Source organism: Paenibacillus sp. JJ1722, assembly GCF_048282685.1.
GTDB lineage: Bacteria > Bacillota > Bacilli > Paenibacillales > Paenibacillaceae > Paenibacillus > Paenibacillus polymyxa_B.
In genome coordinates this window covers 1,127,134-1,149,168 of record NZ_CP182500.1, presented here as the reverse complement: position 1 = coordinate 1,149,168, position 22,035 = coordinate 1,127,134, and the positions used below count along the sequence as shown (strand labels likewise).

13 protein-coding genes, 7 tRNA genes, 3 rRNA genes and 1 pseudogene are annotated in these 22,035 nt (G+C 46.7%); 3 read left to right on the top strand and 21 right to left on the bottom strand.

Going from position 1 to position 22,035, the window contains the following annotated elements; genetic code table 11:
* The first annotated feature begins 114 nt into the window (after window positions 1-114).
* Entirely contained in the window at window positions 115-867 is a 753-nt protein-coding gene (locus ACM1ND_RS05285) for an SDR family oxidoreductase (RefSeq protein ID WP_418027167.1), read from the top strand.
* Between the two features lie 784 nt (window positions 868-1,651).
* On the opposite strand, the pseudogene ACM1ND_RS05280 reads toward ACM1ND_RS05285, so the two are convergent.
* The 14 genes and pseudogenes from ACM1ND_RS05280 to ACM1ND_RS05215 all read right to left on the bottom strand — a co-directional run bounded on the left by ACM1ND_RS05280 (window position 1,652) and on the right by ACM1ND_RS05215 (window position 12,404).
* Window positions 1,652-2,114, bottom strand: a pseudogene (locus tag ACM1ND_RS05280) (phage tail protein).
* 898 nt (window positions 2,115-3,012) lie between these two features.
* Window positions 3,013-3,082 (bottom strand) — tRNA-Gly (locus ACM1ND_RS05275).
* A gap of 10 nt (window positions 3,083-3,092) precedes the next feature.
* Window positions 3,093-3,166, bottom strand: a tRNA-Pro gene (locus ACM1ND_RS05270).
* A 7-nt stretch (window positions 3,167-3,173) separates the two neighbouring features.
* A tRNA-Leu gene (locus tag ACM1ND_RS05265) sits at window positions 3,174-3,253 on the bottom strand.
* A 12-nt stretch (window positions 3,254-3,265) separates the two neighbouring features.
* Window positions 3,266-3,342 (bottom strand) — tRNA-Arg (locus ACM1ND_RS05260).
* Window positions 3,343-3,349: 7 nt separating this feature from the next.
* Window positions 3,350-3,424: transfer RNA gene (locus ACM1ND_RS05255), tRNA-Gly, on the bottom strand.
* 10 nt (window positions 3,425-3,434) lie between these two features.
* Window positions 3,435-3,515, bottom strand: a tRNA-Leu gene (locus ACM1ND_RS05250).
* 11 nt (window positions 3,516-3,526) lie between these two features.
* A tRNA-Lys gene (locus tag ACM1ND_RS05245) sits at window positions 3,527-3,600 on the bottom strand.
* Between the two features lie 70 nt (window positions 3,601-3,670).
* Window positions 3,671-3,787: ribosomal RNA gene (gene rrf, locus ACM1ND_RS05240) — 5S ribosomal RNA — on the bottom strand.
* A 152-nt stretch (window positions 3,788-3,939) separates the two neighbouring features.
* Window positions 3,940-6,865: ribosomal RNA gene (locus ACM1ND_RS05235) — 23S ribosomal RNA — on the bottom strand.
* A 403-nt stretch (window positions 6,866-7,268) separates the two neighbouring features.
* Window positions 7,269-8,824 (bottom strand): 16S ribosomal RNA (locus ACM1ND_RS05230).
* Together the 16S, 23S and 5S rRNA genes with 7 tRNA genes alongside form the textbook arrangement of a ribosomal RNA operon.
* Before the next feature lie 634 nt (window positions 8,825-9,458).
* Window positions 9,459-10,295 carry a 3-methyl-2-oxobutanoate hydroxymethyltransferase gene (gene panB / locus ACM1ND_RS05225; RefSeq protein ID WP_023987235.1) on the bottom strand — a complete coding sequence of 279 codons (837 nt, stop codon included), beginning with the start codon at window positions 10,293-10,295 and terminating at the stop codon, window positions 9,459-9,461.
* A gap of 30 nt (window positions 10,296-10,325) precedes the next feature.
* Window positions 10,326-11,543 (bottom strand): MFS transporter, encoded by a 1,218-nt coding sequence (locus ACM1ND_RS05220; RefSeq protein ID WP_254349106.1) that lies wholly within the window; start codon window positions 11,541-11,543, stop codon window positions 10,326-10,328.
* Between the two features lie 75 nt (window positions 11,544-11,618).
* The gene (locus tag ACM1ND_RS05215; RefSeq protein ID WP_339201515.1) at window positions 11,619-12,404 is read right to left on the bottom strand and encodes a PhzF family phenazine biosynthesis protein; all 786 of its coding nucleotides are present in this window, start codon (window positions 12,402-12,404) and stop codon (window positions 11,619-11,621) included.
* Between the two features lie 125 nt (window positions 12,405-12,529).
* Between ACM1ND_RS05215 and ACM1ND_RS05210 the strand changes: the two genes are divergently transcribed.
* Window positions 12,530-14,011, top strand: coding sequence for a PLP-dependent aminotransferase family protein (locus ACM1ND_RS05210; RefSeq protein WP_339201514.1), 1,482 nt, complete (start codon window positions 12,530-12,532; stop codon window positions 14,009-14,011).
* A gap of 93 nt (window positions 14,012-14,104) precedes the next feature.
* Here the strand turns inward: ACM1ND_RS05210 and ACM1ND_RS05205 are convergent, their stop codons facing one another.
* Both ACM1ND_RS05205 and ACM1ND_RS05200 read right to left on the bottom strand, forming a co-directional pair.
* The gene (locus ACM1ND_RS05205) at window positions 14,105-14,683 is read right to left on the bottom strand and encodes a sugar O-acetyltransferase (RefSeq protein WP_023987231.1); all 579 of its coding nucleotides are present in this window, start codon (window positions 14,681-14,683) and stop codon (window positions 14,105-14,107) included.
* Between the two features lie 1,387 nt (window positions 14,684-16,070).
* Window positions 16,071-16,757, bottom strand: a complete 687-nt coding sequence (locus tag ACM1ND_RS05200; RefSeq protein WP_023987230.1) for a TetR/AcrR family transcriptional regulator — start codon at window positions 16,755-16,757, stop codon at window positions 16,071-16,073.
* A 137-nt stretch (window positions 16,758-16,894) separates the two neighbouring features.
* Between ACM1ND_RS05200 and ACM1ND_RS05195 the strand changes: the two genes are divergently transcribed.
* Window positions 16,895-18,247 (top strand): MATE family efflux transporter, encoded by a 1,353-nt coding sequence (locus tag ACM1ND_RS05195; RefSeq protein WP_023987228.1) that lies wholly within the window; start codon window positions 16,895-16,897, stop codon window positions 18,245-18,247.
* Between the two features lie 344 nt (window positions 18,248-18,591).
* On the opposite strand, the gene ACM1ND_RS05190 is transcribed toward ACM1ND_RS05195, so the two are convergent.
* The 5 genes from ACM1ND_RS05190 to ACM1ND_RS05170 form a co-directional block, all read right to left on the bottom strand.
* Window positions 18,592-19,110: a TetR/AcrR family transcriptional regulator gene (locus ACM1ND_RS05190; protein WP_418027164.1), complete on the bottom strand. Its 519-nt coding sequence runs from the start codon at window positions 19,108-19,110 to the stop codon at window positions 18,592-18,594.
* Window positions 19,107-19,568 (bottom strand): L-serine ammonia-lyase, iron-sulfur-dependent, subunit beta, encoded by a 462-nt coding sequence (locus ACM1ND_RS05185; protein WP_231118758.1) that lies wholly within the window; start codon window positions 19,566-19,568, stop codon window positions 19,107-19,109. Before ACM1ND_RS05185 ends, ACM1ND_RS05190 begins: the two co-directional genes overlap by 4 nt.
* Before the next feature lie 287 nt (window positions 19,569-19,855).
* On the bottom strand, window positions 19,856-20,251 hold the full coding sequence (locus ACM1ND_RS05180; RefSeq protein WP_023987224.1) for a serine dehydratase beta chain: 396 nt from the start codon (window positions 20,249-20,251) through the stop codon (window positions 19,856-19,858).
* A gap of 91 nt (window positions 20,252-20,342) precedes the next feature.
* A complete protein-coding gene (locus tag ACM1ND_RS05175; protein ID WP_226887840.1) occupies window positions 20,343-21,107 on the bottom strand; it encodes an enoyl-CoA hydratase/isomerase family protein in 765 nt (254 codons plus the stop codon).
* Window positions 21,108-21,168: 61 nt separating this feature from the next.
* Window positions 21,169-22,008 carry an enoyl-CoA hydratase/isomerase family protein gene (locus ACM1ND_RS05170; RefSeq protein WP_023987222.1) on the bottom strand — a complete coding sequence of 280 codons (840 nt, stop codon included), beginning with the start codon at window positions 22,006-22,008 and terminating at the stop codon, window positions 21,169-21,171.
* Window positions 22,009-22,035 lie beyond the last annotated feature (27 nt).

The following is a 22,035-nucleotide window of genomic DNA, read 5'->3' as shown; positions in this document are numbered from 1 at the left end:
AACTGCTTAGTTCCGGAACTTTACAGTTTCGTTTTTGTGTGATTTAATATCATTATCCCACATCCAACCGGAAATATATAGGTGGTATCCCATACCAAAAAGGAGATTACGACCATGCAGGACAAACCCGTAGCCTTGATCACCGGCGCCAATAAAGGAATAGGTTTACAAATTGCCAAGGATCTAGCGGAAAACGGCTTCACCGTGCTCGTCGGATCACGCAGCCTCGAGAAAGGAGAAACTGCCTCCAAAAGCATCGGTTCGGATGCGCACGCTCTACAGCTCGACGTTACCGATCAGGACTCCATTGTTGCTGCAGCAGAGCGTATTCGGAACGAATTTGGTCGTCTCGATGTCCTTGTGAACAATGCGGCCATATCACACGCAGGTAAACTGGGCGATCCGTTTCCGAGCAGTGGCGCGACGAGCGGCCTTTTGACCGCTGCTTCGCTCGAAGACATTCGTTCGGTTTATGAAACTAATGTTTTTGGTGTCATTGCTGTCACCCAGGCCATGTTGTTACTTTTACGTGAGGCTCCGGCAGCACGCATCGTCAACATGGGCAGCACCGGCGGCTCCCTTAGCTGGAACTCCATTCCGGAAAACTCACATCGTGCAATGTTTGGGGCCTATTCGGCGTCAAAATCGGCTGTTCATGCGGTGACACTTGCCTTTGCCTTTGCGCTTGAATCGACAAACATCAAGGTCAATGCGGCATGTCCAGGCTTTACATCGACTGCGCTCAATAATTTTGCTGGCACTCGTAGTATTGAACAAGGGGCGCGTGAAGCGGTCCGGCTTGCGATGATTGGTGCGGACGGTCCAACAGGAACGTTCTCAGATGAGGATGGACCCATCGCGTGGTAATATACCGCCTTGCGTTAGAAAAGGCGCCCGCAGGTTCACGACTAAATGGGGTCGCAGATGAAGGAGTGCCATTTCGCGACATCGCAAGTGTTATCGGTAAACACCTGAACGTGCCTGTAGTCAGCATTTCCCGTGAAGAAGCAGACACCCACTTCGGCTTCCTCAGTACACTTGCAGCGCTCGATATCCCAAGATCAAGCGTTGCAACTCAGGAACTTCTGGGATGGCGGCCTGTGCAGCCTGCACTAATCCACGACCTCGAACAGTCTCACTACTTCAACAACTGATTGGAGGCGAGACCGAGAATCGATCATGGGCCGCTTAATAAAGCACTTGAGAAAAGCGAAGCAAGACATAGACTAGCAACAACATGTATGAAATAGAAGTTTGGATATTAAAACACGAGATCAACACGAATGTATACCACACTGAGTGTTGTTATCTTCATTCGCATCGAACTATTCTGGCTAATCGTATTGTTAGGTCACTTCCCCCAAGAAAATTTTTCGTCTTTACTTATGGTATGGTTCACCACGTTGGCTGAAGGGCAAGTTCTCGAAAAATAGCCTCCTTATCAGAGACTACCCGCGATCTTCCTATATGATAATCATATGATAAGCGGTATCTTTCCCTATTATTTCTAGCATTTTCTCAATCAAAATTGCTTTTCATCATTCCTTCAAAGAAAGGGCCATCCTTTTGCGGGATAGCCCTTTCTTTGATTTCACATTTTTTTGCAAAGAGAATAAGGGGATGGATTCCTCCGTTTGCGCTTTTGCTTACTTTAATATTGTCCTTTAATTACAAAAGAAGCCCCGGATTGTTCCAGCTAGTTTAGACTCCTGCCTAGCAAACTTAAACTTCTCTTCTAACTCTTTTGGTACCTCCATCCCCTCAGAAAGCTTAAAACCAACGGCCCGCTTTTTAGAGTCATCCACCGTATACATGACATTGATTGCAAGACCATCCTCATAAAAAACGTAGGTGAATTGGATATTTTCCACTTGAAAACGCGACGTTTCTAAAGGTTTAGCCGCAAACGCATTATCACGTTCTTCTATCAAAATTCGGTTCACATAATCAAGGCTCTCCTGGCTTTCGCTAGCGGGTACAACCGTAAATTCATACTTGTATTTATTCATAAAATAACGGGCTTCATTAGCACGTAAACCCGCAAGCGCTTCTGCTACAGGTGAAGACTCTAAACCAACCGTAGACACATCTTTAAAATCAACCAGATACGACAATTTCTATTCCTCCTCTTCTCTCTTTACGCCCTAACAGCAGGAGTCCACATTTCACCAAAATCGATTCAAGAGAAGATTTGAATGGCGAATTTGTTAGTTAGTTTGTTAAATAGTGTTCACATAGACTGGTATTCACCAACACCGCTTTAAATATTCGACCAGCGAGACAATACGATGCTGCCTATAGTTCCTTGAGGTCGGGAAATTAAGGACTCAGAGTATGTCCTACCAAAAAAATCTCGGCCTGTGCCCTGTACTTCCATTAAGGAGGTTCAGATTCACAAGCCAAGACATTTTCATTCATGATGGTGGCCATTAGGCCATGTTTGTTTGGGAAAGCCCCTCTGCATGGAAGGGGAATACCCGCATACGTAAACCAAATGAGTACGAAGCCTATGTGCTCGGCACCACCCGAGCGACTTCTTCGTTACCCGGATCGGATATCTTCAACTGTTGAAGTAGTGACCCTGTTCGAGGTCCGGGATCAGAGCGGGGTGTACTGGCTGCTTCTCAGACGAAGATGACTCGGTCAGCGCTTCGCTCAAAGCCCATTGACCGATAGTTAAGCAGATTGAAGGTCTGGATCTGGAGCGGTTGCTTCTCTCGCCGATAACAAAGTTAGGTTGCGGGGTGCAGGAGGTGGGGCAATTTCTGATGAGATTTTCTGTCTGCATGCTGATATTTCCTTCAAGAACTGAACTGCGAACTGAAACTTAAGTATATGGAGGAGATCAGAAAATAAGAATTCTGGAAGTTGCCTATGTATGTTAATAACGCAAAGGAACGGAGGAGATTGCCTTGGAGTTTCTACTGGTTGTCATGTGGATAGGAATAGTTTAAAAGTAAAAAAGAAGAGATGGCATAAAAATAAGCCATCTCTTCTTTTTCATCTATATAAAGCGGGTTATGGGAATCGAACCCACGCTACCAGCTTGGAAGGCTGGAGTTCTACATTGAACTACACCCGCCATTAATTTATCGGGACGACACGATTTGAATACACGACCCCCTGGTCCCAAACCAGGTGCTCTACCAAGCTGAGCTACATCCCGAAATAGATGCCGGTGAGAGGACTCGAACCTCCACGGTTTCCCTCACGATTTTGAGTCGCGCGCGTCTGCCAATTCCGCCACACCGGCTTATGAAGTTAATGGCGTCCCCTGAGAGATTCGAACTCCCGACCTTTTGATTCGTAGTCAAACGCTCTATCCAGCTGAGCTAAGGGGACTAATAAGTGGAGCGGACGACGGGAATCGAACCCGCGACCCTCGCCTTGGCAAGGCGATGCTCTACCGCTGAGCCACGTCCGCAAAAACAAGATGCGCGTGGAGGGACTTGAACCCCCACGTCAATGACGCTAGATCCTAAGTCTAGTGCGTCTGCCAATTCCGCCACACGCGCATGAATACAATGGGAGCCATGAAGGACTCGAACCTTCGACACCCTGATTAAAAGTCAGGTGCTCTACCGACTGAGCTATAGCCCCATCTAAAAATTTAATTTTGTATGTATAATCAATAGCCTGATAGGCGAAAAAAAATCCCCATTATGGGGTTGCTTGGCGGCGTCCTACTCTCCCAGGACCCTGCGGTCCAAGTACCATCGGCGCTGGAGGGCTTAACGGTCGTGTTCGGGATGGGTACGTGTGGAACCCCTCCGCTATCGCCACCAAACATGAATTTACATCGTAAATTCTACTGTACGGTTATTCGGTTCATCACTTATCGTGTGAATGAATAGCCATGCGCTTGTCGTATGTCACTTGTACATACCTTCAAGGTTACACCCTGAAAACTGGATCCGAAACTCATTTGCGTTTTATTCTTAGGATAAGCCCTCGACCGATTAGTATTGGTCAGCTCCATGCATTACTGCACTTCCACCCCCAACCTATCTACCTCGTCGTCTTCAAGGGGTCTTACTAATTGGGAAATCTCATCTTGAGGGGGGCTTCACGCTTAGATGCTTTCAGCGCTTATCCCTTCCGTACATAGCTACCCAGCGGTGCTCCTGGCGGAACAACTGGTACACCAGCGGTACGTCCATCCCGGTCCTCTCGTACTAAGGACAGCTCCTCTCAAATTTCCTACGCCCACGACAGATAGGGACCGAACTGTCTCACGACGTTCTGAACCCAGCTCGCGTACCGCTTTAATGGGCGAACAGCCCAACCCTTGGGACCTACTTCAGCCCCAGGATGCGATGAGCCGACATCGAGGTGCCAAACCTCCCCGTCGATGTGGACTCTTGGGGGAGATAAGCCTGTTATCCCCAGGGTAGCTTTTATCCGTTGAGCGATGGCCCTTCCATGCGGTACCACCGGATCACTAAGCCCGACTTTCGTCCCTGCTCGACTTGTAGGTCTCGCAGTCAAGCTCCCTTCTGCCTTTGCACTCTTCGAATGATTTCCAACCATTCTGAGGGAACCTTGGGGCGCCTCCGTTACTCTTTAGGAGGCGACCGCCCCAGTCAAACTGCCCACCTGACACTGTCCTCGCACCGGATCACGGTACCAAGTTAGAACCTAGATACGATCAGGGTGGTATCCCAAGGATGCCTCCCTTCAAGCTGGCGCTCAAAGTTCTACGGCTCCCACCTATCCTGTACAGATCGTACCCAAATTCAATATCAAGCTGCAGTAAAGCTCCATGGGGTCTTTCCGTCTTGTCGCGGGTAACCTGCATCTTCACAGGTATTAAAATTTCACCGGATCTCTCGTTGAGACAGCGCCCAAGTCGTTACGCCATTCGTGCGGGTCAGAATTTACCTGACAAGGAATTTCGCTACCTTAGGACCGTTATAGTTACGGCCGCCGTTTACTGGGGCTTCGGTTCATAGCTTCGCCCGAAGGCTTACCACTCCCCTTAACCTTCCAGCACCGGGCAGGCGTCAGCCCGTATACTTCGCCTTGCGGCTTCGCACAGACCTGTGTTTTTGCTAAACAGTCGCTTGGGCCTTTTCACTGCGGCCCCCTCGGGCTATTCACCCTACCGAGGCACCCCTTCTCCCGAAGTTACGGGGTCATTTTGCCGAGTTCCTTAACGAGAGTTCTTCCGCGCGCCTTAGAATTCTCTTCTCGCCTACCTGTGTCGGTTTGCGGTACGGGCACCTTCTCCTGGCTAGAGGCTTTTCTTGGCAGTCTGAGATCATGACCTTCGCTACTATAATTTTCGCTCCCCATCACAGCCCAGCCTTAACGATGTGCGGATTTGCCTACACACCAGCCTCACTGCTTAGACGGACATCCATCAGTCCGCGTCACTACCCTACTGCGTCACCCCATTGCTCATAACGGATTACGGTGGTACAGGAATTTCGACCTGTTGTCCTTCGACTACGCCTATCGGCCTCGCCTTAGGTCCCGACTTACCCTGAGCGGACGAACCTTCCTCAGGAACCCTTAGGCTTTCGGCGGATCTGATTCTCACAGATCTTTTCGTTACTCATACCGGCATTCTCACTTGAATGCAGTCCAGCGCTCCTTACGGTACACCTTCAACCCGCATTCAACGCTCCCCTACCCCTGATGCAAGCATCAAGCCATAGCTTCGGTGGTGTGTTTAGCCCCGTTACATTTTCGGCGCAGAGTCACTCGACCAGTGAGCTATTACGCACTCTTTCAATGGTGGCTGCTTCTAAGCCAACATCCTGGTTGTCTGTGCAACTCCACATCCTTTCCCACTTAACACACACTTGGGGACCTTAGCTGATGGTCTGGGCTGTTTCCCTTTCGACAATGGATCTTAGCACTCACTGTCTGACTCCCGGAACTAAATCTATGGCATTCGGAGTTTGACTGAGCTTGGTAACCCTTGCGGGCCCCGCACCCAATCAGTGCTCTACCTCCACGATTCTTTTTTCCGAGGCTAGCCCTAAAGCTATTTCGGGGAGAACCAGCTATCTCCGGGTTCGATTGGAATTTCTCCGCTACCCCCACCTCATCCCCGCATTTTTCAACATGCGTGGGTTCGGGCCTCCAGTGCGTGTTACCGCACCTTCACCCTGGACAGGGGTAGATCACCCGGTTTCGGGTCTACGTCCACGTACTCATTCGCCCTATTCAGACTCGCTTTCGCTGCGGCTTCAGCTCTTCACCTTAACCTTGCACGGGAACGTAACTCGCCGGTTCATTCTACAAAAGGCACGCCATCACCCATAGATCGGGCTCTGACTTCTTGTAAGCACACGGTTTCAGGATCTATTTCACTCCCCTTCCGGGGTGCTTTTCACCTTTCCCTCACGGTACTGCTTCACTATCGGTCGCCAGGGAGTATTTAGCCTTGGCAGATGGTCCTGCCGGATTCATACGGGGTTTCACGTGCCCCGCACTACTCGGGATCCGTCTCGGAGAGAACAAGTTTTGAACTACAGGGCTTTTACCTTCTCTGGCGGGCCTTTCCAGACCTCTTCATCTAACCGGTTCCTTTGTAACTCCATGTGAGACGTCCCACAACCCCAAGGAGCAAGCTCCTTGGTTTGGGCTAATCCGCGTTCGCTCGCCGCTACTGACGGAATCACTATTGTTTTCTCTTCCTCAGGGTACTTAGATGTTTCAGTTCCCCTGGTCTGCCTCTATTCTGCCTATGTATTCAGCAGAAAGTGACTGTCGATGAAGACAGCCGGGTTTCCCCATTCGGACATCCCCGGATCAAAGCTTGCTTACAGCTCCCCGAGGCCTTATCGTTGTTCGCCACGTCCTTCGTCGGCTCCTGGCGCCTAGGCATCCTCCGTGTGCTCTTTGTAGCTTAACCTAGACTTTTCTTTCAAAGAAAGAAAATGTCGATGTTCAATAAAGAATGATTTTTGCCAAAGGCAAAAGATCTTTCCTTACCTGCTACCTTTATTTCACTTGTTTACACAAGATCAGCTTAAAGGAATATTCTAAAACGCAATTTCGTTTCGGTATCCAGTTTTCAAGGTGCAATTCGCTTCATTGAAGCGAAACCCGATGAATATTTCGGTTCCACACGGATGTGTGAATGAAACATTCGTCGAAGCTTGAGAGTTTGAGCTCTCAAAACTGAGCAACGAGTGAGTAAGTTAAGGATATTCATTTCATTCACACGAACGTGATGAACCGAATTGAATATCCGTTCGCAGGTACATGTACCTGCTGATTTGAATGTTTCCGTTGCAGGAAACGATTCTCCATAGAAAGGAGGTGATCCAGCCGCACCTTCCGATACGGCTACCTTGTTACGACTTCACCCCAATCATCTACCCCACCTTCGGCGGCTGGCTCCCTTGCGGGTTACCCCACCGACTTCGGGTGTTGTAAACTCTCGTGGTGTGACGGGCGGTGTGTACAAGACCCGGGAACGTATTCACCGCGGCATGCTGATCCGCGATTACTAGCAATTCCGACTTCATGTAGGCGAGTTGCAGCCTACAATCCGAACTGAGACCGGCTTTTCTAGGATTGGCTCCACCTCGCGATTTCGCTTCCCGTTGTACCGGCCATTGTAGTACGTGTGTAGCCCAGGTCATAAGGGGCATGATGATTTGACGTCATCCCCACCTTCCTCCGGTTTGTCACCGGCAGTCTGCTTAGAGTGCCCAGCTTGACCTGCTGGCAACTAAGCATAAGGGTTGCGCTCGTTGCGGGACTTAACCCAACATCTCACGACACGAGCTGACGACAACCATGCACCACCTGTCTCCTCTGTCCCGAAGGAAAGGTCTATCTCTAGACCGGTCAGAGGGATGTCAAGACCTGGTAAGGTTCTTCGCGTTGCTTCGAATTAAACCACATACTCCACTGCTTGTGCGGGTCCCCGTCAATTCCTTTGAGTTTCAGTCTTGCGACCGTACTCCCCAGGCGGAATGCTTAATGTGTTAACTTCGGCACCAAGGGTATCGAAACCCCTAACACCTAGCATTCATCGTTTACGGCGTGGACTACCAGGGTATCTAATCCTGTTTGCTCCCCACGCTTTCGCGCCTCAGCGTCAGTTACAGCCCAGAGAGTCGCCTTCGCCACTGGTGTTCCTCCACATATCTACGCATTTCACCGCTACACGTGGAATTCCACTCTCCTCTTCTGCACTCAAGCTCCCCAGTTTCCAGTGCGACCCGAAGTTGAGCCTCGGGATTAAACACCAGACTTAAAGAGCCGCCTGCGCGCGCTTTACGCCCAATAATTCCGGACAACGCTTGCCCCCTACGTATTACCGCGGCTGCTGGCACGTAGTTAGCCGGGGCTTTCTTCTCAGGTACCGTCACTCTTGTAGCAGTTACTCTACAAGACGTTCTTCCCTGGCAACAGAGCTTTACGATCCGAAAACCTTCATCACTCACGCGGCGTTGCTCCGTCAGGCTTTCGCCCATTGCGGAAGATTCCCTACTGCTGCCTCCCGTAGGAGTCTGGGCCGTGTCTCAGTCCCAGTGTGGCCGATCACCCTCTCAGGTCGGCTACGCATCGTCGCCTTGGTAGGCCTTTACCCCACCAACTAGCTAATGCGCCGCAGGCCCATCCACAAGTGACAGATTGCTCCGTCTTTCCTCCTTCTCCCATGCAGGAAAAGGATGTATCGGGTATTAGCTACCGTTTCCGGTAGTTATCCCTGTCTTGTGGGCAGGTTGCCTACGTGTTACTCACCCGTCCGCCGCTAGGCTGTTTAGAAGCAAGCTTCTAAACAACCCCGCTCGACTTGCATGTATTAGGCACGCCGCCAGCGTTCGTCCTGAGCCAGGATCAAACTCTCCATTAAAGACCAACCGAAGCCGGTTTATAGAAAGAGCGATAAGCTCATTTTGAAACTGACGAGATAAAAATATCTCTTGTTTGATTTTGCGAACAAAATCGTTTTACTCACTCGTTGTTCAGTTTTCAAAGATCAATCATTTCCGGACATATCAACACCCGGAATATTAATATATCATACTTTGGCGATTCATACTACTGGTAAATAATACCTCACAGGTGATCCTTTGAATTTTTGAAGTCCATCTAAATATTACATCACAGCCTATCTTACGGCCGGATAAATAATATATCATTTAGATTTGCTGATTACTACATGAAAATTACACCAATTAATAACCAAGTTATCAAAATCAGTTCTATTACTTTACTGCTCATACTTTCGAATTTGCTATTCTTCATTTCTACTATATGATGCCTCCCCCTTTCAGTTCCAAAAGGGGGGATTAATATTGAAACGTTCCAATAATAATTTACAAACATTTTGGAACGTGAAATAAACTAATTTAGAACCGTTCCTAAAAGTATACTTTTTAGAACAGGTGAAACTAACAACAGCAGTGCCTGTTTGGCACTGCTGTTCCTTAACTTCTCATTTTTCAATTTCAAAACCGGTTACCCTTCACAAATCACTGCTTGTTTTATTCCTTGCCTCCATAAACTCTTTTTAATTCCTCTTCCTTCATGTTGAACGAATGGATTTCTTCAGGAAATTGTTTGGTTCGCACATCTGCTGCATAGGCCTGAATGGATTCTGATATAGAAGCATCTAGTTTTTGATAAGACTTCACAAACTTGGCCACACGTTCAACACCGTAGCCTAAAATATCATGGTAAACGAGAACTTGAGCATCCACATTCAAGCCAGCTCCGATCCCGATTACAGGTATAGTCAAGGACTTGGCAACCTTTTCAGCCAGCTGCTTCGGCACGCATTCCAACAATAAAGCAAAGGCACCGGCAGCTTCGCACTTTCTCGCATCTTCCAGAAGACGTTGAGCAGATCGGGCATCTTTCCCCTGCACTTTATAGCCACCTAAGACACCGACAGACTGCGGCGTCAGGCCCAAATGGGCACAGACAGGAATTCCGGCTCTCGTCAATGCAGCAATATGTTCGATAACCTCACCGGCTCCTTCAAGTTTTACAGCATGGGCACCGGCTTCTTGGACCAATTGGCCGGCATGGATTAAGGTGTCCTTCACCGTAAGGTGATAACTTAGAAAGGGCATGTCCGCCATAATAAATGTGTTCTTTGCCCCTCGTTTAACTGCTTTAGTATGATGAATCATATCTTCAAGCGTAACCGGGACGGTGGAATCGTAACCCAGTACCACCATCTCGAGAGAATCGCCAACCAAAATGATATCTACGCTACCCTGTTCTGCGTGCTTAGCAGAAGGATAATCATAGGCAGTCAGCACAACGATTTTTTCTTCGCGCTGCTTCATGTTTATAAAATCCACGGTTTGCTTCATGAATATTCTCCTGAAAATGAAGTATTGAAGTTAGGAAGCAAGTTCTTTCTTGGGTAATAGATAAGTCATTATAACGGCCAAAACCAGAAGAAAAATAGCCGCGTAAAATGCGCTGGAATAGCTGTTATGATGAGAATATAGTAACCCTGGAATATACGACCCTAAAGCTGAACCTACCTGATGCCCCAAAAATAACCATCCAATAATAAATCCTACCCGATGTTTGTTGAAATGCTTGGTAACCAGCAGTTGAGTAGGCGCTACTGTTGCAAAATCGACTAATCCAAATACTGCCGCGAATATAAGCAGCAATACCGGTTCGTGACTGACCAGTAAAAGAATTAAAGACAGACTGCGAACACTATAAAAGAAAATCAGCATTCGACGACTGCTCCAGCGATCGGCCAAATATCCTGACAGTATGATGCCGGCAATGTTAAAAGCGGCTAAGATACTGACCGCACTCCCGGTGACTTGAGTTGAGAACCCATGGTCATGTGCGAAAGGAATCAAGTGGGTATCCATTAATCCCGTAGTTGTAAAACCGCAGATGACGAATGGCATAATAATGAACCAAAACTTATAATCGGCAAAAACACTCCATAGGGAAGAATTTTTGTTTTCAGCTACGGTATCGCCTTGTTCATTGACGCCGCCATACGGCGAAAGATTTTTATCAGCAGGTTGATTTCGTAATAAAAAAACAACCACCGGCACGACTAAAAGCAATAAAAACAATCCCAGTACGACAACCGTCCCTCGCCAGCCCATAACTTGAATGAGCAAAAGAGAGCCCGGAACCATGATCATTTGCCCGACTCCGAAACCCGCTTCCACGATCCCCAAAGCAAAACCGCGCTTAGCTGTAAACCATTTCGTCACGATTGCTGCAGCTGCTACATTGGAAGCTCCCCCTACGCCTAAGGAAACAAAGAAACCATACAATAAAAATAACTGCCATGATTGCTGAGTCATAGCAGTCAATATGACGCTTACTCCAACTAAAGCCGTGCTCCCTATCACAATCATTCTCGCGCCGTATCGATCGATTAGTCGTCCCACAACAGGTTGAGAAAGGCCATACACGATAAAACTGACGGTCGAAATCAAAGAAGTCATACTTCGGTCCAGGGAAAATTCGTTCTCCCATGGAATAATAAATGCGCCAAAAGCCAATCGCACGCCTTGGACAGCAAACAGCGCAAAGAACGTGGCAAATAGTACAATCCATCCATAATGCAATTTCATTTCAGGATACTCCTCTACTCAATACATACGAATAAAAAAAGGTCTGAACTGCTATTTTAGTCCGTTCAGGTTTTTTTATAGGTGATCGAGATGCAGTTCAGATGTAGCATAGAGAACTGCTGTACCGCCCATCACGACTCTGTCGCCTTCCAGACGACAATACAAAGTGCCTCCTCTAGGGGACGCCTGCCGAGCCACCAATTCGTTCTTCCCTAATCGTCCTGCCCAGAATGGAATCAAATTACAATGAGCCGAACCGCATACCGGATCTTCGTTGACATTAAGTTTTGGGAAAAAGCTTCGCGAGACAAAGTCGAACTGACTGCCTTGAGATGTCACATTGACCCCTAGCCCATCCGGCAGCTGTTTAAGCTTCGAAAAATCCGGGGTTAACTGACGAACTTGATCCTCGTTTTCTAATAGAAACATCAGATCACGACCTAAATAGGTTTCTATAGGAGTGACTCCGAGCGCATCGACCATATCCTGAGTCAAAGCAAAAGATTCCGGAAGCCGATTCGGGAAATCCAATTCAAACAGATTTTGTTTTTTCAAAACAGTCAGGATCCCGCTTAACGTATGAAAAACAAACCTGTTGCTGTTTGGCTCATAAAACTGGGCGAGAATAAAAGCAGTAGACAAAGTCCCATGTCCACATAGCTCAATCTCTGCTGCCGGTGTGAACCATCTTAACCGATAATCTTCACCTTCTTTAACAGCGAATGCCGTTTCAGAAAGATTATTTTCGGTTGCGATGCTTTGCATCGTTGCTTCCGGAAGCCATTCTTCCAAAATACATACGCCCGCAGGGTTCCCTTCGAATACCTTTTCCGCAAAAGCATCTACTACATAGTATCTCATCCTTCTCCTCCTTTTTTCGCTAATAACACTTAAAGTGTTATGTTATGATGAAACAATGTAGACATTATAAAGGACTTATATGTATAACAATCAACTAGATGATATAACACTTGAGGTGGTTTCGTATGCACATCTATATTCAGCGAAACAATGGGATTTCAATTACTCGGCAAATTGTGCTGGCCGTGATTGATCAAATTTTATCCGGTTTCCTGCAGGAAGGTGAAAAATTGCCTTCTGTTCGAGTACTCTCCAAGCAGCTTAATGTCAGTTTATTAACAGTAGTCAAAGCATATCGCGAATTAGAGCAGCAAAATTTTCTTTATTCCGTACAAGGCAGCGGGACATTTGTCCGTAAAAAAAACAATGATATTGAGACTGCCTGCATCGAAGAACCATTAACTCAGGACTGGCAATTGTCGGTTCCGGATTATTTACCGCGCTCCCAACTCGCTCAATTTCATCATGTGCCGCAAAAAATTCACTTGGCTTCTTCCATGGTCGATCCCGAATTGCTTCCTAACCAACATTTGAAAACGGCGTTTGAACACTTGATTCAAGAAGATGGAACCTTTTTATCGCGATACGGTCATACTCAGGGCGATCAACAACTTAGGCTCGCTATGCAGCAATATTTAAGCGGTCTAGGCGTTTACACGCAAATTGAAAATTTGTTGGTCACGAACGGTTCGCAGCAAGGAATTGACTTAATTGCTCGAACATTCGTAGGTCCTGGGGACGTTGTGATTCTTGAAGCTCCGACATATCCCGGAGCTATCGATATTTTCCGAAATCGAGGCGTTACGATTCTAACCGTTCCTCTCGACCAAGAAGGAATGCGTTTGGATATTTTGCAGCAATTATTTGATAAACATCATCCTAAACTTATTTATACGATTCCGAATTTTCATAATCCGACCGGTGTCTTAATGAGCCATAAGCGAAGAAGGAAACTTCTGGAAATGGCGCAAAATACACAAACACTTATTATCGAAGACGATCCTTGGGGCGAAATCTATTATGATCAGCACCCCCCTGCTCCAATTAAAAGCATGGATGAATATGGACATGTTATTTATTTAAAAGGATTGAGTAAAATATTGGCACCCGGCTGTAGGATCGGCGTTTTATCGGCTTCAGGTTCTATTTTCAAGCGAGTGTTAGCTGCAAAAGCTAACGCGGATTTAGGTACTCCATTGGTGACTCAAAAAATACTGCTTCCTTTTCTCGAGCCTTCGATTGTAGAAAGTCATATGCAAAACTTAAGAACGACACTGAAAATAAGACGCGATTTAGCGCTTGAAATTCTGTCAGAGCGCTGCCCGAAAGAAGTGTCTTGGATGGTGCCACAAGGAGGACTTAATCTGTGGCTTAGCTTTCCGGAATGGGTACAATCGCATCTTGTTCTAGCAGAAGCCAATAAAAAGGGAATTTCCTTTTTGCCGGGATCCTCCTGCTTCTCTGTTGAACATGAGAATCATCATATCCGATTAAGTTTTTCGTTCGTCAGTCAGGAATTGCTTCGTGAAGGCATAACGACGTTATGCGAAATTTTAGCGGGCATCATTTTAAGTAGAAAAAACTCGCATTCCTCTCCTTATTTTTAAATATCCTTGGGCCGCCTCGAAAAGAAAACACAAAGAAGACTGCCTGAAGCTTACTTCAGCAGTCTTCTTTTATGATCCCACCTATCGGTTTTGTCATGCATCCATAAATCCGGTTTTATCGGCTTCGGTAATAGCTCGAATCACTCGGCAGGGATTACCGGCAGCTATAACATTAGCCGGGATGTTTTTAGTTACGACACTCCCGGAACCAATGATCGAATTGCTACCGATTGAGACTCCAGGATTAATATGAACACCGGCGCCGATCCATACATCGTCTCCTATGGTTACTGGTTTCGCATAACAACCACCATTTCTGCGTTCAACGGCATCTGTTGCATGATTCGCGCAATAGATTCCAACTCGAGGCCCGAACAAAACATCATTACCAATCATAACTTCCGCGCAATCCAAAATCACGCAATCATAATTTGCGAAAAAGTGATTGCCAATCGTAATGTTGAACCCAAATTCACAGCGAAAATCATTCGCAAAATGGACGTCTTCTCCGCATTTCTCTAGCAGCTTGTCTAAGATTTCTTTTCTTTCCTGCTTATCATCGCTGTTATTGTACAGCTTGGTTAATTTAGACGCTTTGTGTCTTGCAGCACTACACGCCTCCGAATAATCGTTGTACATTTCTCCGCTTCTCAATTGCTCTTTTAAAGTCACTCAAGCACTCCCTTTCGTCTGACTTTATACCTAACATTCTTTTTATTATCTAATATTATATGACTTATAATAACTTATATAAAAATAAGGATCAAGTTGCCAAATCTACCACACAACTCGATTCGAGTTAACAATTTAATGTATAATTGGTAAAAACAAGTTAAAGTCAATGCAGCATGGAACAACTTCATCGGTCTCTAACATTACCGGTTTAAGCGTGGCGACTTGCGGAAACGTCATCAAATCTCTTGTACAAACCGGAGAAATCATTGAAGTAGAAATGGTTGAATCTCACGGTGGCCGGCCAGACGTTATAAGTACAATGCCAACCATTCGTATGTTATCTGCTTATATGTGAAAACAGAAGGAGGCCTCCATTCTCTTACGTACAGGATCGTCAACCTTCTGGGCGAGAGTAACGCAAAATTATGATGAAGATCAAACATGCGCGATCGTGACCTTTCCTAAAGATAATTTCCCTGGTTCGGGTTTCATTGTCGACGGATATCTTTTAAAAGGAAACACGGAATAATGCAACCCCAGTTGGTACTTTTATATAGCCTAATGGCGGCAGAGAATGTGAATTTTCATAATATATCCGCGTTGACGACCCGATTGTGTTAGTAAGCCAATAAAGCTTCGGCAATTATGTGCCTTCCAGCATGACGGATCGTTATGATGCGTTTGTTCATCTCGACCGGACCATCTCCCTTCAGCCACTGCCTATCCTTCATCCGGTTGCAACGGATGCTTTATTTTCAGAGTAACAGCTCGCAAGAACCGTCTGTGGGATACAAGGTAGCTGGGTATAGTTTACCGTCAGGCTCCGGATTATAATTATATGACTGGCTCCAATATAAAACAGCGGCAGGCTCGGACTTTATTTTTATCAGTCTGAGCCTGCCGCTGTTTTATTGAACTAACGTGTCCCTTTAATTCAATAAACACTTCCTGATTTTTGGTGAAAAGCGTTAATCTTCTTTTGATGGGCGGTACGTCAATTCAACTGCTCCGAATGTAAGGTCTTGGTATAGACATGCTTAAGAGACATCGTGTTGATGTTATCTGTAAACAAACGCTTTTCACTCATCCGCCGCTTCCAAGCACCAAGATGTTTCTTCCGGGTTGCTCTTAAGGTTCAAAACTTCTTATCACCTCATTATAATACTTTGATTCAAGAGATACCCAATCTATTCACGGATGGTTCTCACCTGTGACAAAACTGTCGGATGCTAGTTGCTAGTTCTTCCGCATGAGTAAGGACAAGCATATGATCAGCTCCTTTGATTTCGGCAAACCTACAGGCAGAAGATTATAAATTCACTAACAATTTAGGGTAAACATAACCTAATTGAAACCGCCCATCCAATAACCGGATGGGCGGTTTTTACATACTACTTTCCTGCTCCTTTATCACCTGCTCAATCCCCAACAGAATCAGCTTCAAGCCGAACTCAAACGCCCCGTCGGTTCCCATCAGATTGAACAGCCCGTTCGTGAACATCCTCCGAAACAGTCCCACATCCGTCTCGCTCATGGAGTCCAGAAGGCGAATCATCTCCTCACCCGGATGCGCTTTCTGGTCCTTAAAGATAGCGGAGACATTACGCTCATGCTGATAATCGTCTAGAACGAAATAGAAGACATAGTTCACAAGCGTAGTAACCACTTGCATTTTCTGCTCTTGCTCAAGCGGCGTCGATTCCACGCAGAGCAGCATACGGTTGGTGAACCGGATGATGTCCGGTTCGTGGGGCAGCGTCATCATCATGAGCTGCGTGGAGCAGGGATATCGGCTGAGCACGCTCCGTACCGTTACCGCAAGCCCCGTCAGCTGCTCCTTCCATTCCCCCTCGGAGTGGAACTCTTCCAGAATCATTTTCGATACCTGGTTGGCCAGACGCTGGTAGAGATGCTGTTTGCTCTTGAAGTACCAGTACAGAGAGGGAGCCTGAATCCCTAACCTGTCGGCCAATCGTCTCATGCTTAATTTCTCGATGCCCTCCTCTCCAAGAAGCTCCCACGAGGTTTCCAAAATCTTATCCTCCGAAATCTGAGGTTGCTGCTTTTTCATGTCATCCGCCCTTTTATCTAACAGTGTAAGTTTATGCTTTACAGGTTCATTGGTTCATGATACCATCTAACACTGTAAGGTACAACCTAACAGTGTTAGACTGAAAGGCAAAATAAATAAAGAAAGTAGTGATCCGCATGGATGCAGAAAACCTCCATTACTTTGAAAAAGCACCGATCGCAAAAGCCGTAGCTCATTTCGCTATACCAATGATGCTAGGCACGTCAATGAGCGTCATTTATTCCATCTTGAATGCCTATTTTCTTGGTACACTTCACAATACTGCTATGTTAACCGCACTTGCACTAACCCTGCCGTTATTCGCAATCATTATGGCGCTAGGCAATTTGATTGGCATGGGTAGCGGTACATTCATCTCCCGTTTGCTAGGTGAGAAAAAATATGATGAGGTAAAGCATGTGTCTTCATTCGCCTTTTACAGCAGTTTAGTTCTCGGTCTTATCGTGATGGCCGTAGGTCTCCCGTTGATCAATCCAATCGTTCATGGCCTGGGAGCAACGTCTGGCTCCTTCGGATTCACGAAGGACTATGTCACGATTATGCTTATTGGCTCACCATTCGTCGTATTATTCTTCACACTGGAGAATATCGTGCGTTCGGAGGGTGCAGCAATCACGTCGATGATCGGTATGATTCTCAGTGTTGTTATAAATATTATTCTCGACGCGTTAGTCATCTTCGTGCTCCATTGGGATGTGATCGGCGTTGCGTCTGCTACGGTCATTTCTAACTTGGTTGCGAGTGCATTCTACGCCTTCCATATGGGATATAAGAGCCAATTCTTAACCGTCTCCGTAAAATGGTTCAAGGCTACCAAGGACATTCTGAGCAATGTATTCAAAATCGGAGTTCCCGTCTTTATTATGAGTATCTTTTTGGGTGCAATGTCGCTCATCTTTAACCATTTTCTTGTCGAATACGGGGATCAGGCCGTAGCGGCTTACGGAATTTCATCACGTTTATTGCAATTTCCTGAGTTTATTCTGATGGGCTTATGCGAGGGAGTCGTGCCGTTGATTGCCTTCTCTTTCACAGCGAATAAATTACGCATGAAGAATACCATTGGATTTACGATCAAAGTGATTGTGGCGTTAGCAGTCGTATTCGGCATTATCGTCTATTTGATTTCCGACCACTTAATTGGTTTATTTACAAATGACTCGCAATTAATTGGAATGGGCAGCTACATTCTACATGTGACGTTCCTATCCTTGTTCATTACAGGAATGACCACATTGTTTACCGGGATCTTCCAAGCATCAGCGCAAGGAACTGCCGCGTTTATTATGTCAATTATTCAAGGGATTACTCTGATTCCTGTGTTGTTTATCGCCAATCAAATGAACGGCTTCCACGGGGTGGTCTGGTCGCTTGTCATTGCGGATGCGGTCGCATTCCTTGTTGGTGCCATCATGTTGTATGTTTTGCGGACCAAATTGCAGCCAGAATTGGATAAGTTAGTACAGTAGAAAACATATAACACCCAAGAAGGCAGGATAAGGACACTCCCCGATCCTGCCTTTTTTAGGTACGTGGACGGGGAATAAGGGCAATTGTCATTTAAAAAAGGAAAATGCCCCCTACCTGCACGATCTTGCTTATTCAGCGCCCCCATCGCCACACTCATCGGAAAGTTCTTACCTCTGAAGATCATCGTTCCCAGCGCAAACTTCGAAACGAGCAAACCCGTGCCTCCTAATCCCTTATATTTCACTTTTCAAACCCTGTTCTAAATTCAAATATTGTTTCCCGTTAGTTGAATCATTTCTGTGATTGATCCACCTTGTAGATTCTTCTGGTAAGCGCCTCGTCATCATCTGTCCATGATATTTGGAGCTGTTTGCGGGTTTTTGAGTGCAGGCAGTAGAATGCCATCGATTAGCGCTATGAAGAAAGGCTTGTCGAACGGTTTGCGCTGGATGAGTCCGCGAAAGGAAGCCATTGAAGTAATGACCTGGCAAGCCATCTCAATGTCCGCGTGAGCGGGAATTTCACCGCGGACGACGGCTCGGTTCATAAGCTCGCGGTTCACAACAACCCATGGCTCGAAAATCCCGGCTGTTCCTGCTTCGGCAAATTCCGGATGCTGCAAAAAGGAGCCTAGACCCGCTAAGACTCGAAATTTTCGTTCTTCTTCCGCGATCGATTGCGGCTTCAAAAGCACGAGGAGATCTTCGCGCAAGGTTCCTGTATCAGGCAAGCTTTCGAGCTCAAGATGATTTCGATTCATCCAGGCCAAGGCGTTTCGGACTAACTCCGCCTTGGAAGACCAGCGGCGGTAAACCGTCGCCTTCCCAGCCTTTGCTCGAGCCGCGACCATGTCCATTGTCATACCATCGAAACTCGTATCGGCGAGGATGTCGATTGTCGCCTCAAGGATTTTATCATCCCGCGTGTGATCTCGCTTGCGGCCCAATGTTTGCACAGGCTTTTCAGCCACACGGCGTTCCGCTCGATGCAAGGGATCTGAACAAGTCCGTTAATAGGATCACAGGTCAACCTCAAATGGTGCTCCAACGCAACCTCCGCTGCATACTCAATCTGGTCGATACCCATATCAGACAGATCTGCCAGTGCAGCCGATGCCATAGAGCAAGCAGTGCCAACCTCCCCCTGGCAGCCGCATTTAGCACCGCTGATGGAGGCGTTCTGCTTGACCAGATTGCCAATGAGCCCGCCTACTGCCAGAGCCCGGGGGATCTGTTCGTCCGAGACATGCTTCTTTTGCTGCATATAAAGGAGCGCGGCCGGCATGACACCACTGGCCCCACAGGTCGGGGCCGTTACGATTGCACCGGCGGCGGCATTTTGTTCGCTGACCGCGAAAGCATATGCGCTGACAATCCTGTTTTCCCGCGTCTCCGGGCTCTCATCAATATGCCGCTGATTATAAAGAAATTGCGCCTTGCGTTCTCATGGAGACCGCCTTCCAGAATACCTGTGACTGAAAGCCCCTCGTTGACCGAATGCTTCATCGCTTCCCAAATCCCATAGAAAAAATCCCATATCTGTTTGCCTTCACACTGCTCGACGTAATCGCTTAGGCGGATATTGTTATCTTTACAAATTTTACTAATTTATACAAAACTATTCTCCCTATAGACATCGGGCGCCAGCATCTCCTCCCGTCCCTCAATAACGATGTCCCCGCCGCCGATACTTACAGCACGCATGGATGTTGTTTGCCGCCCGTCTTTGTAAGCAAAAAAATCAATGGTATTGGGATGGGGCAGAATAAAATCTGCGTGTGGAACAAATTCAATCTCCGTTGGAAATGGTGACAGTGCTTTAATAATGGCCTTGTCCGTCATATGGCCTTTGCCTGTTTTTGCAAGGGAACCATAAATCAATGCCTTGAATCGTTCGGCATCCTCATTTTCTGATTTGAAGATTCTGGCGGCTTTCTCCGGCCCCATTGTATGGGGGCTGAATGGTCCACTGCCAACCTTATAGAGTTCTGTCAAAGATTTCATAGCACCCTTACATCCTTTCTCAGTTTTCAGTTTTCTTTGGCATAAGATCTTCCTACTGCTTGACCAATATAAACGTTCGGCATCGTTTAAACTATCGCTCGTTCCTCTGAAAACGTTCCTTGATTTTCATCAGCCTCTCAAGAACACCCTCTTCATCAATGGCCATGTCATACAATTGGTGAGTAAGCTGGAGACCTTGATCGTTGGCAAGGGCTTTTTTCCATGTGTGCGACACAATCGAATGAGTAAGATGTCTTACAAAGCGAGGTGCCTGCATGATCATCTCTGCCAGTTCCCACGCACGTGGAAGAAGCTTTTCACGAGGCAGTACCTCACTAACCAGACCGAGGTCTAATGCCGCTTGTGCATTAATATTCATACCCGTGTATGCGCAAAATGCCGCTTTCTTGATTCCCAGTATATTTTGAAGTGCTAAGACGATTCCATCTCCAGGCGGTACACCGCCTAGGTAATGAGCATCGAAAAACTCTGTGCCTTCAGCACAAATGGTAATATCACAAAGCGTTCCCATTTGCCAGTGTGAGCCTGTACCATTGATCACCCCAATTGTGGGGATGTCGATGCAATAGATCATATTTTCAATCATTCTCAACGATTCATGATATAATTCCAGTTTCCGGTTATTCGGCCAATCCATGAATTTTGTTGTCCAGACTTCAGGATTGCCTATTTGCCACAAATCTCCTGTCCCTGTAAGGATCATCACCTCATTTTCAGGGTCACGGCCAACATCTGACCATACATTGCCATATGCAGTTTGGGTCGCCCAGTCAAATTGAAGAGGTCCCCCGCGAGTGTGCATACGCACTTCGAGTATGCCGTCACGGCGAGTCATGAAGAACAAGTCCTTGTACTTCTCCGAATATTTTTCGAATCTTGTAGGTCCCGCCATATCTCTATTGAACTTCGTTGCCCATTAGACGTCCTTGCATCTTCATCAGTCTCTCAAGAGCACCTTCTTCATCAATAGCCATATCGAACATTTGGTGAGCAAGCTGGAACCCTTGATCACTGACCAAGGCTTGTTTCCATGGACGGGATATAATTGAATGTGAGAGATGTCTCGTTGAACGTGGTGCCTGCATGATCATCTCCGCAAGTTCCCAAGCACGTGGAAGGAGCTTTTCGCGGGGGAGGACTTCACTAACTATGCCTAGGTCCAATGCGGTTTGACCATTGATATTCTTGCCAGTGTAAGCGTAATATGCTGCTTTCTTGAAACCTATCATGTTCTGCAGCGTGAGTAACATTCCATCTCCGGGAGGTGTGCCTCCCAGAAAATGAGGATCAAAAAAGTCCGCGTCTTCTGTACAAATAGTAATATCACAGAGAGTTGCGAGTTCACAATGCGTTCCCGGCCCATTGATCGCCCCTATTGTGGGGATGTCAATGCAGAATATCAAATTTTCAAGCAGTCTCAGCGATTCATGATACTGTTCGAGCTTCTTTTGCTTCGGCCAGTCCATAAATTTTGTATTCCAGACATCAGGGTTCCCTATTACCCATTTATCCCCTGTTCCAGAAATGATCATTACCTCGTTTTCAGGGTCACGGCCAATATCTGACCATGCATGGGACCATGCAGTATGGGCTTCCCAAGAATGTTGATACGGCCCTCCGTCGGTGTGCAACCGCACTTCAATTATTCCGTCACGACGGGTCATTAATAGAAAGTCTTTGTACTTCACCGAGTACTCTTCAAATTTTGTTGGTCCAATCATACGTCGCTCAGTCATTTCAATTCCTCCTAGTTTTGTTTAGAT

Excerpts from the sequence above, each read along its gene's own strand:
- ACM1ND_RS05215 (WP_339201515.1), bottom strand. The coding sequence starts at position 12,404 with ATGAGATACTATGTAGTAGATGCTTTTGCGGAAAAGGTATTCGAAGGG.
- ACM1ND_RS05190 (WP_418027164.1), bottom strand. The coding sequence starts at position 19,110 with ATGACAATGGACATGGTCGCGGCTCGAGCAAAGGCTGGGAAGGCGACG.
- ACM1ND_RS05285 (WP_418027167.1), top strand. The coding sequence starts at position 115 with ATGCAGGACAAACCCGTAGCCTTGATCACCGGCGCCAATAAAGGAATA.
- ACM1ND_RS05175 (WP_226887840.1), bottom strand. The coding sequence starts at position 21,107 with ATGACTCGCCGTGACGGCATACTCGAAGTGCGTATGCACACTCGCGGG.
- panB (WP_023987235.1), bottom strand. The coding sequence starts at position 10,295 with ATGAAGCAAACCGTGGATTTTATAAACATGAAGCAGCGCGAAGAAAAA.
- ACM1ND_RS05180 (WP_023987224.1), bottom strand. The coding sequence starts at position 20,251 with ATGAAATCTTTGACAGAACTCTATAAGGTTGGCAGTGGACCATTCAGC.
- ACM1ND_RS05200 (WP_023987230.1), bottom strand. The coding sequence starts at position 16,757 with ATGAAAAAGCAGCAACCTCAGATTTCGGAGGATAAGATTTTGGAAACC.
- ACM1ND_RS05220 (WP_254349106.1), bottom strand. The coding sequence starts at position 11,543 with ATGAAATTGCATTATGGATGGATTGTACTATTTGCCACGTTCTTTGCG.
- ACM1ND_RS05170 (WP_023987222.1), bottom strand. The coding sequence starts at position 22,008 with ATGACTGAGCGACGTATGATTGGACCAACAAAATTTGAAGAGTACTCG.
- ACM1ND_RS05195 (WP_023987228.1), top strand. The coding sequence starts at position 16,895 with ATGGATGCAGAAAACCTCCATTACTTTGAAAAAGCACCGATCGCAAAA.
- ACM1ND_RS05210 (WP_339201514.1), top strand. The coding sequence starts at position 12,530 with ATGCACATCTATATTCAGCGAAACAATGGGATTTCAATTACTCGGCAA.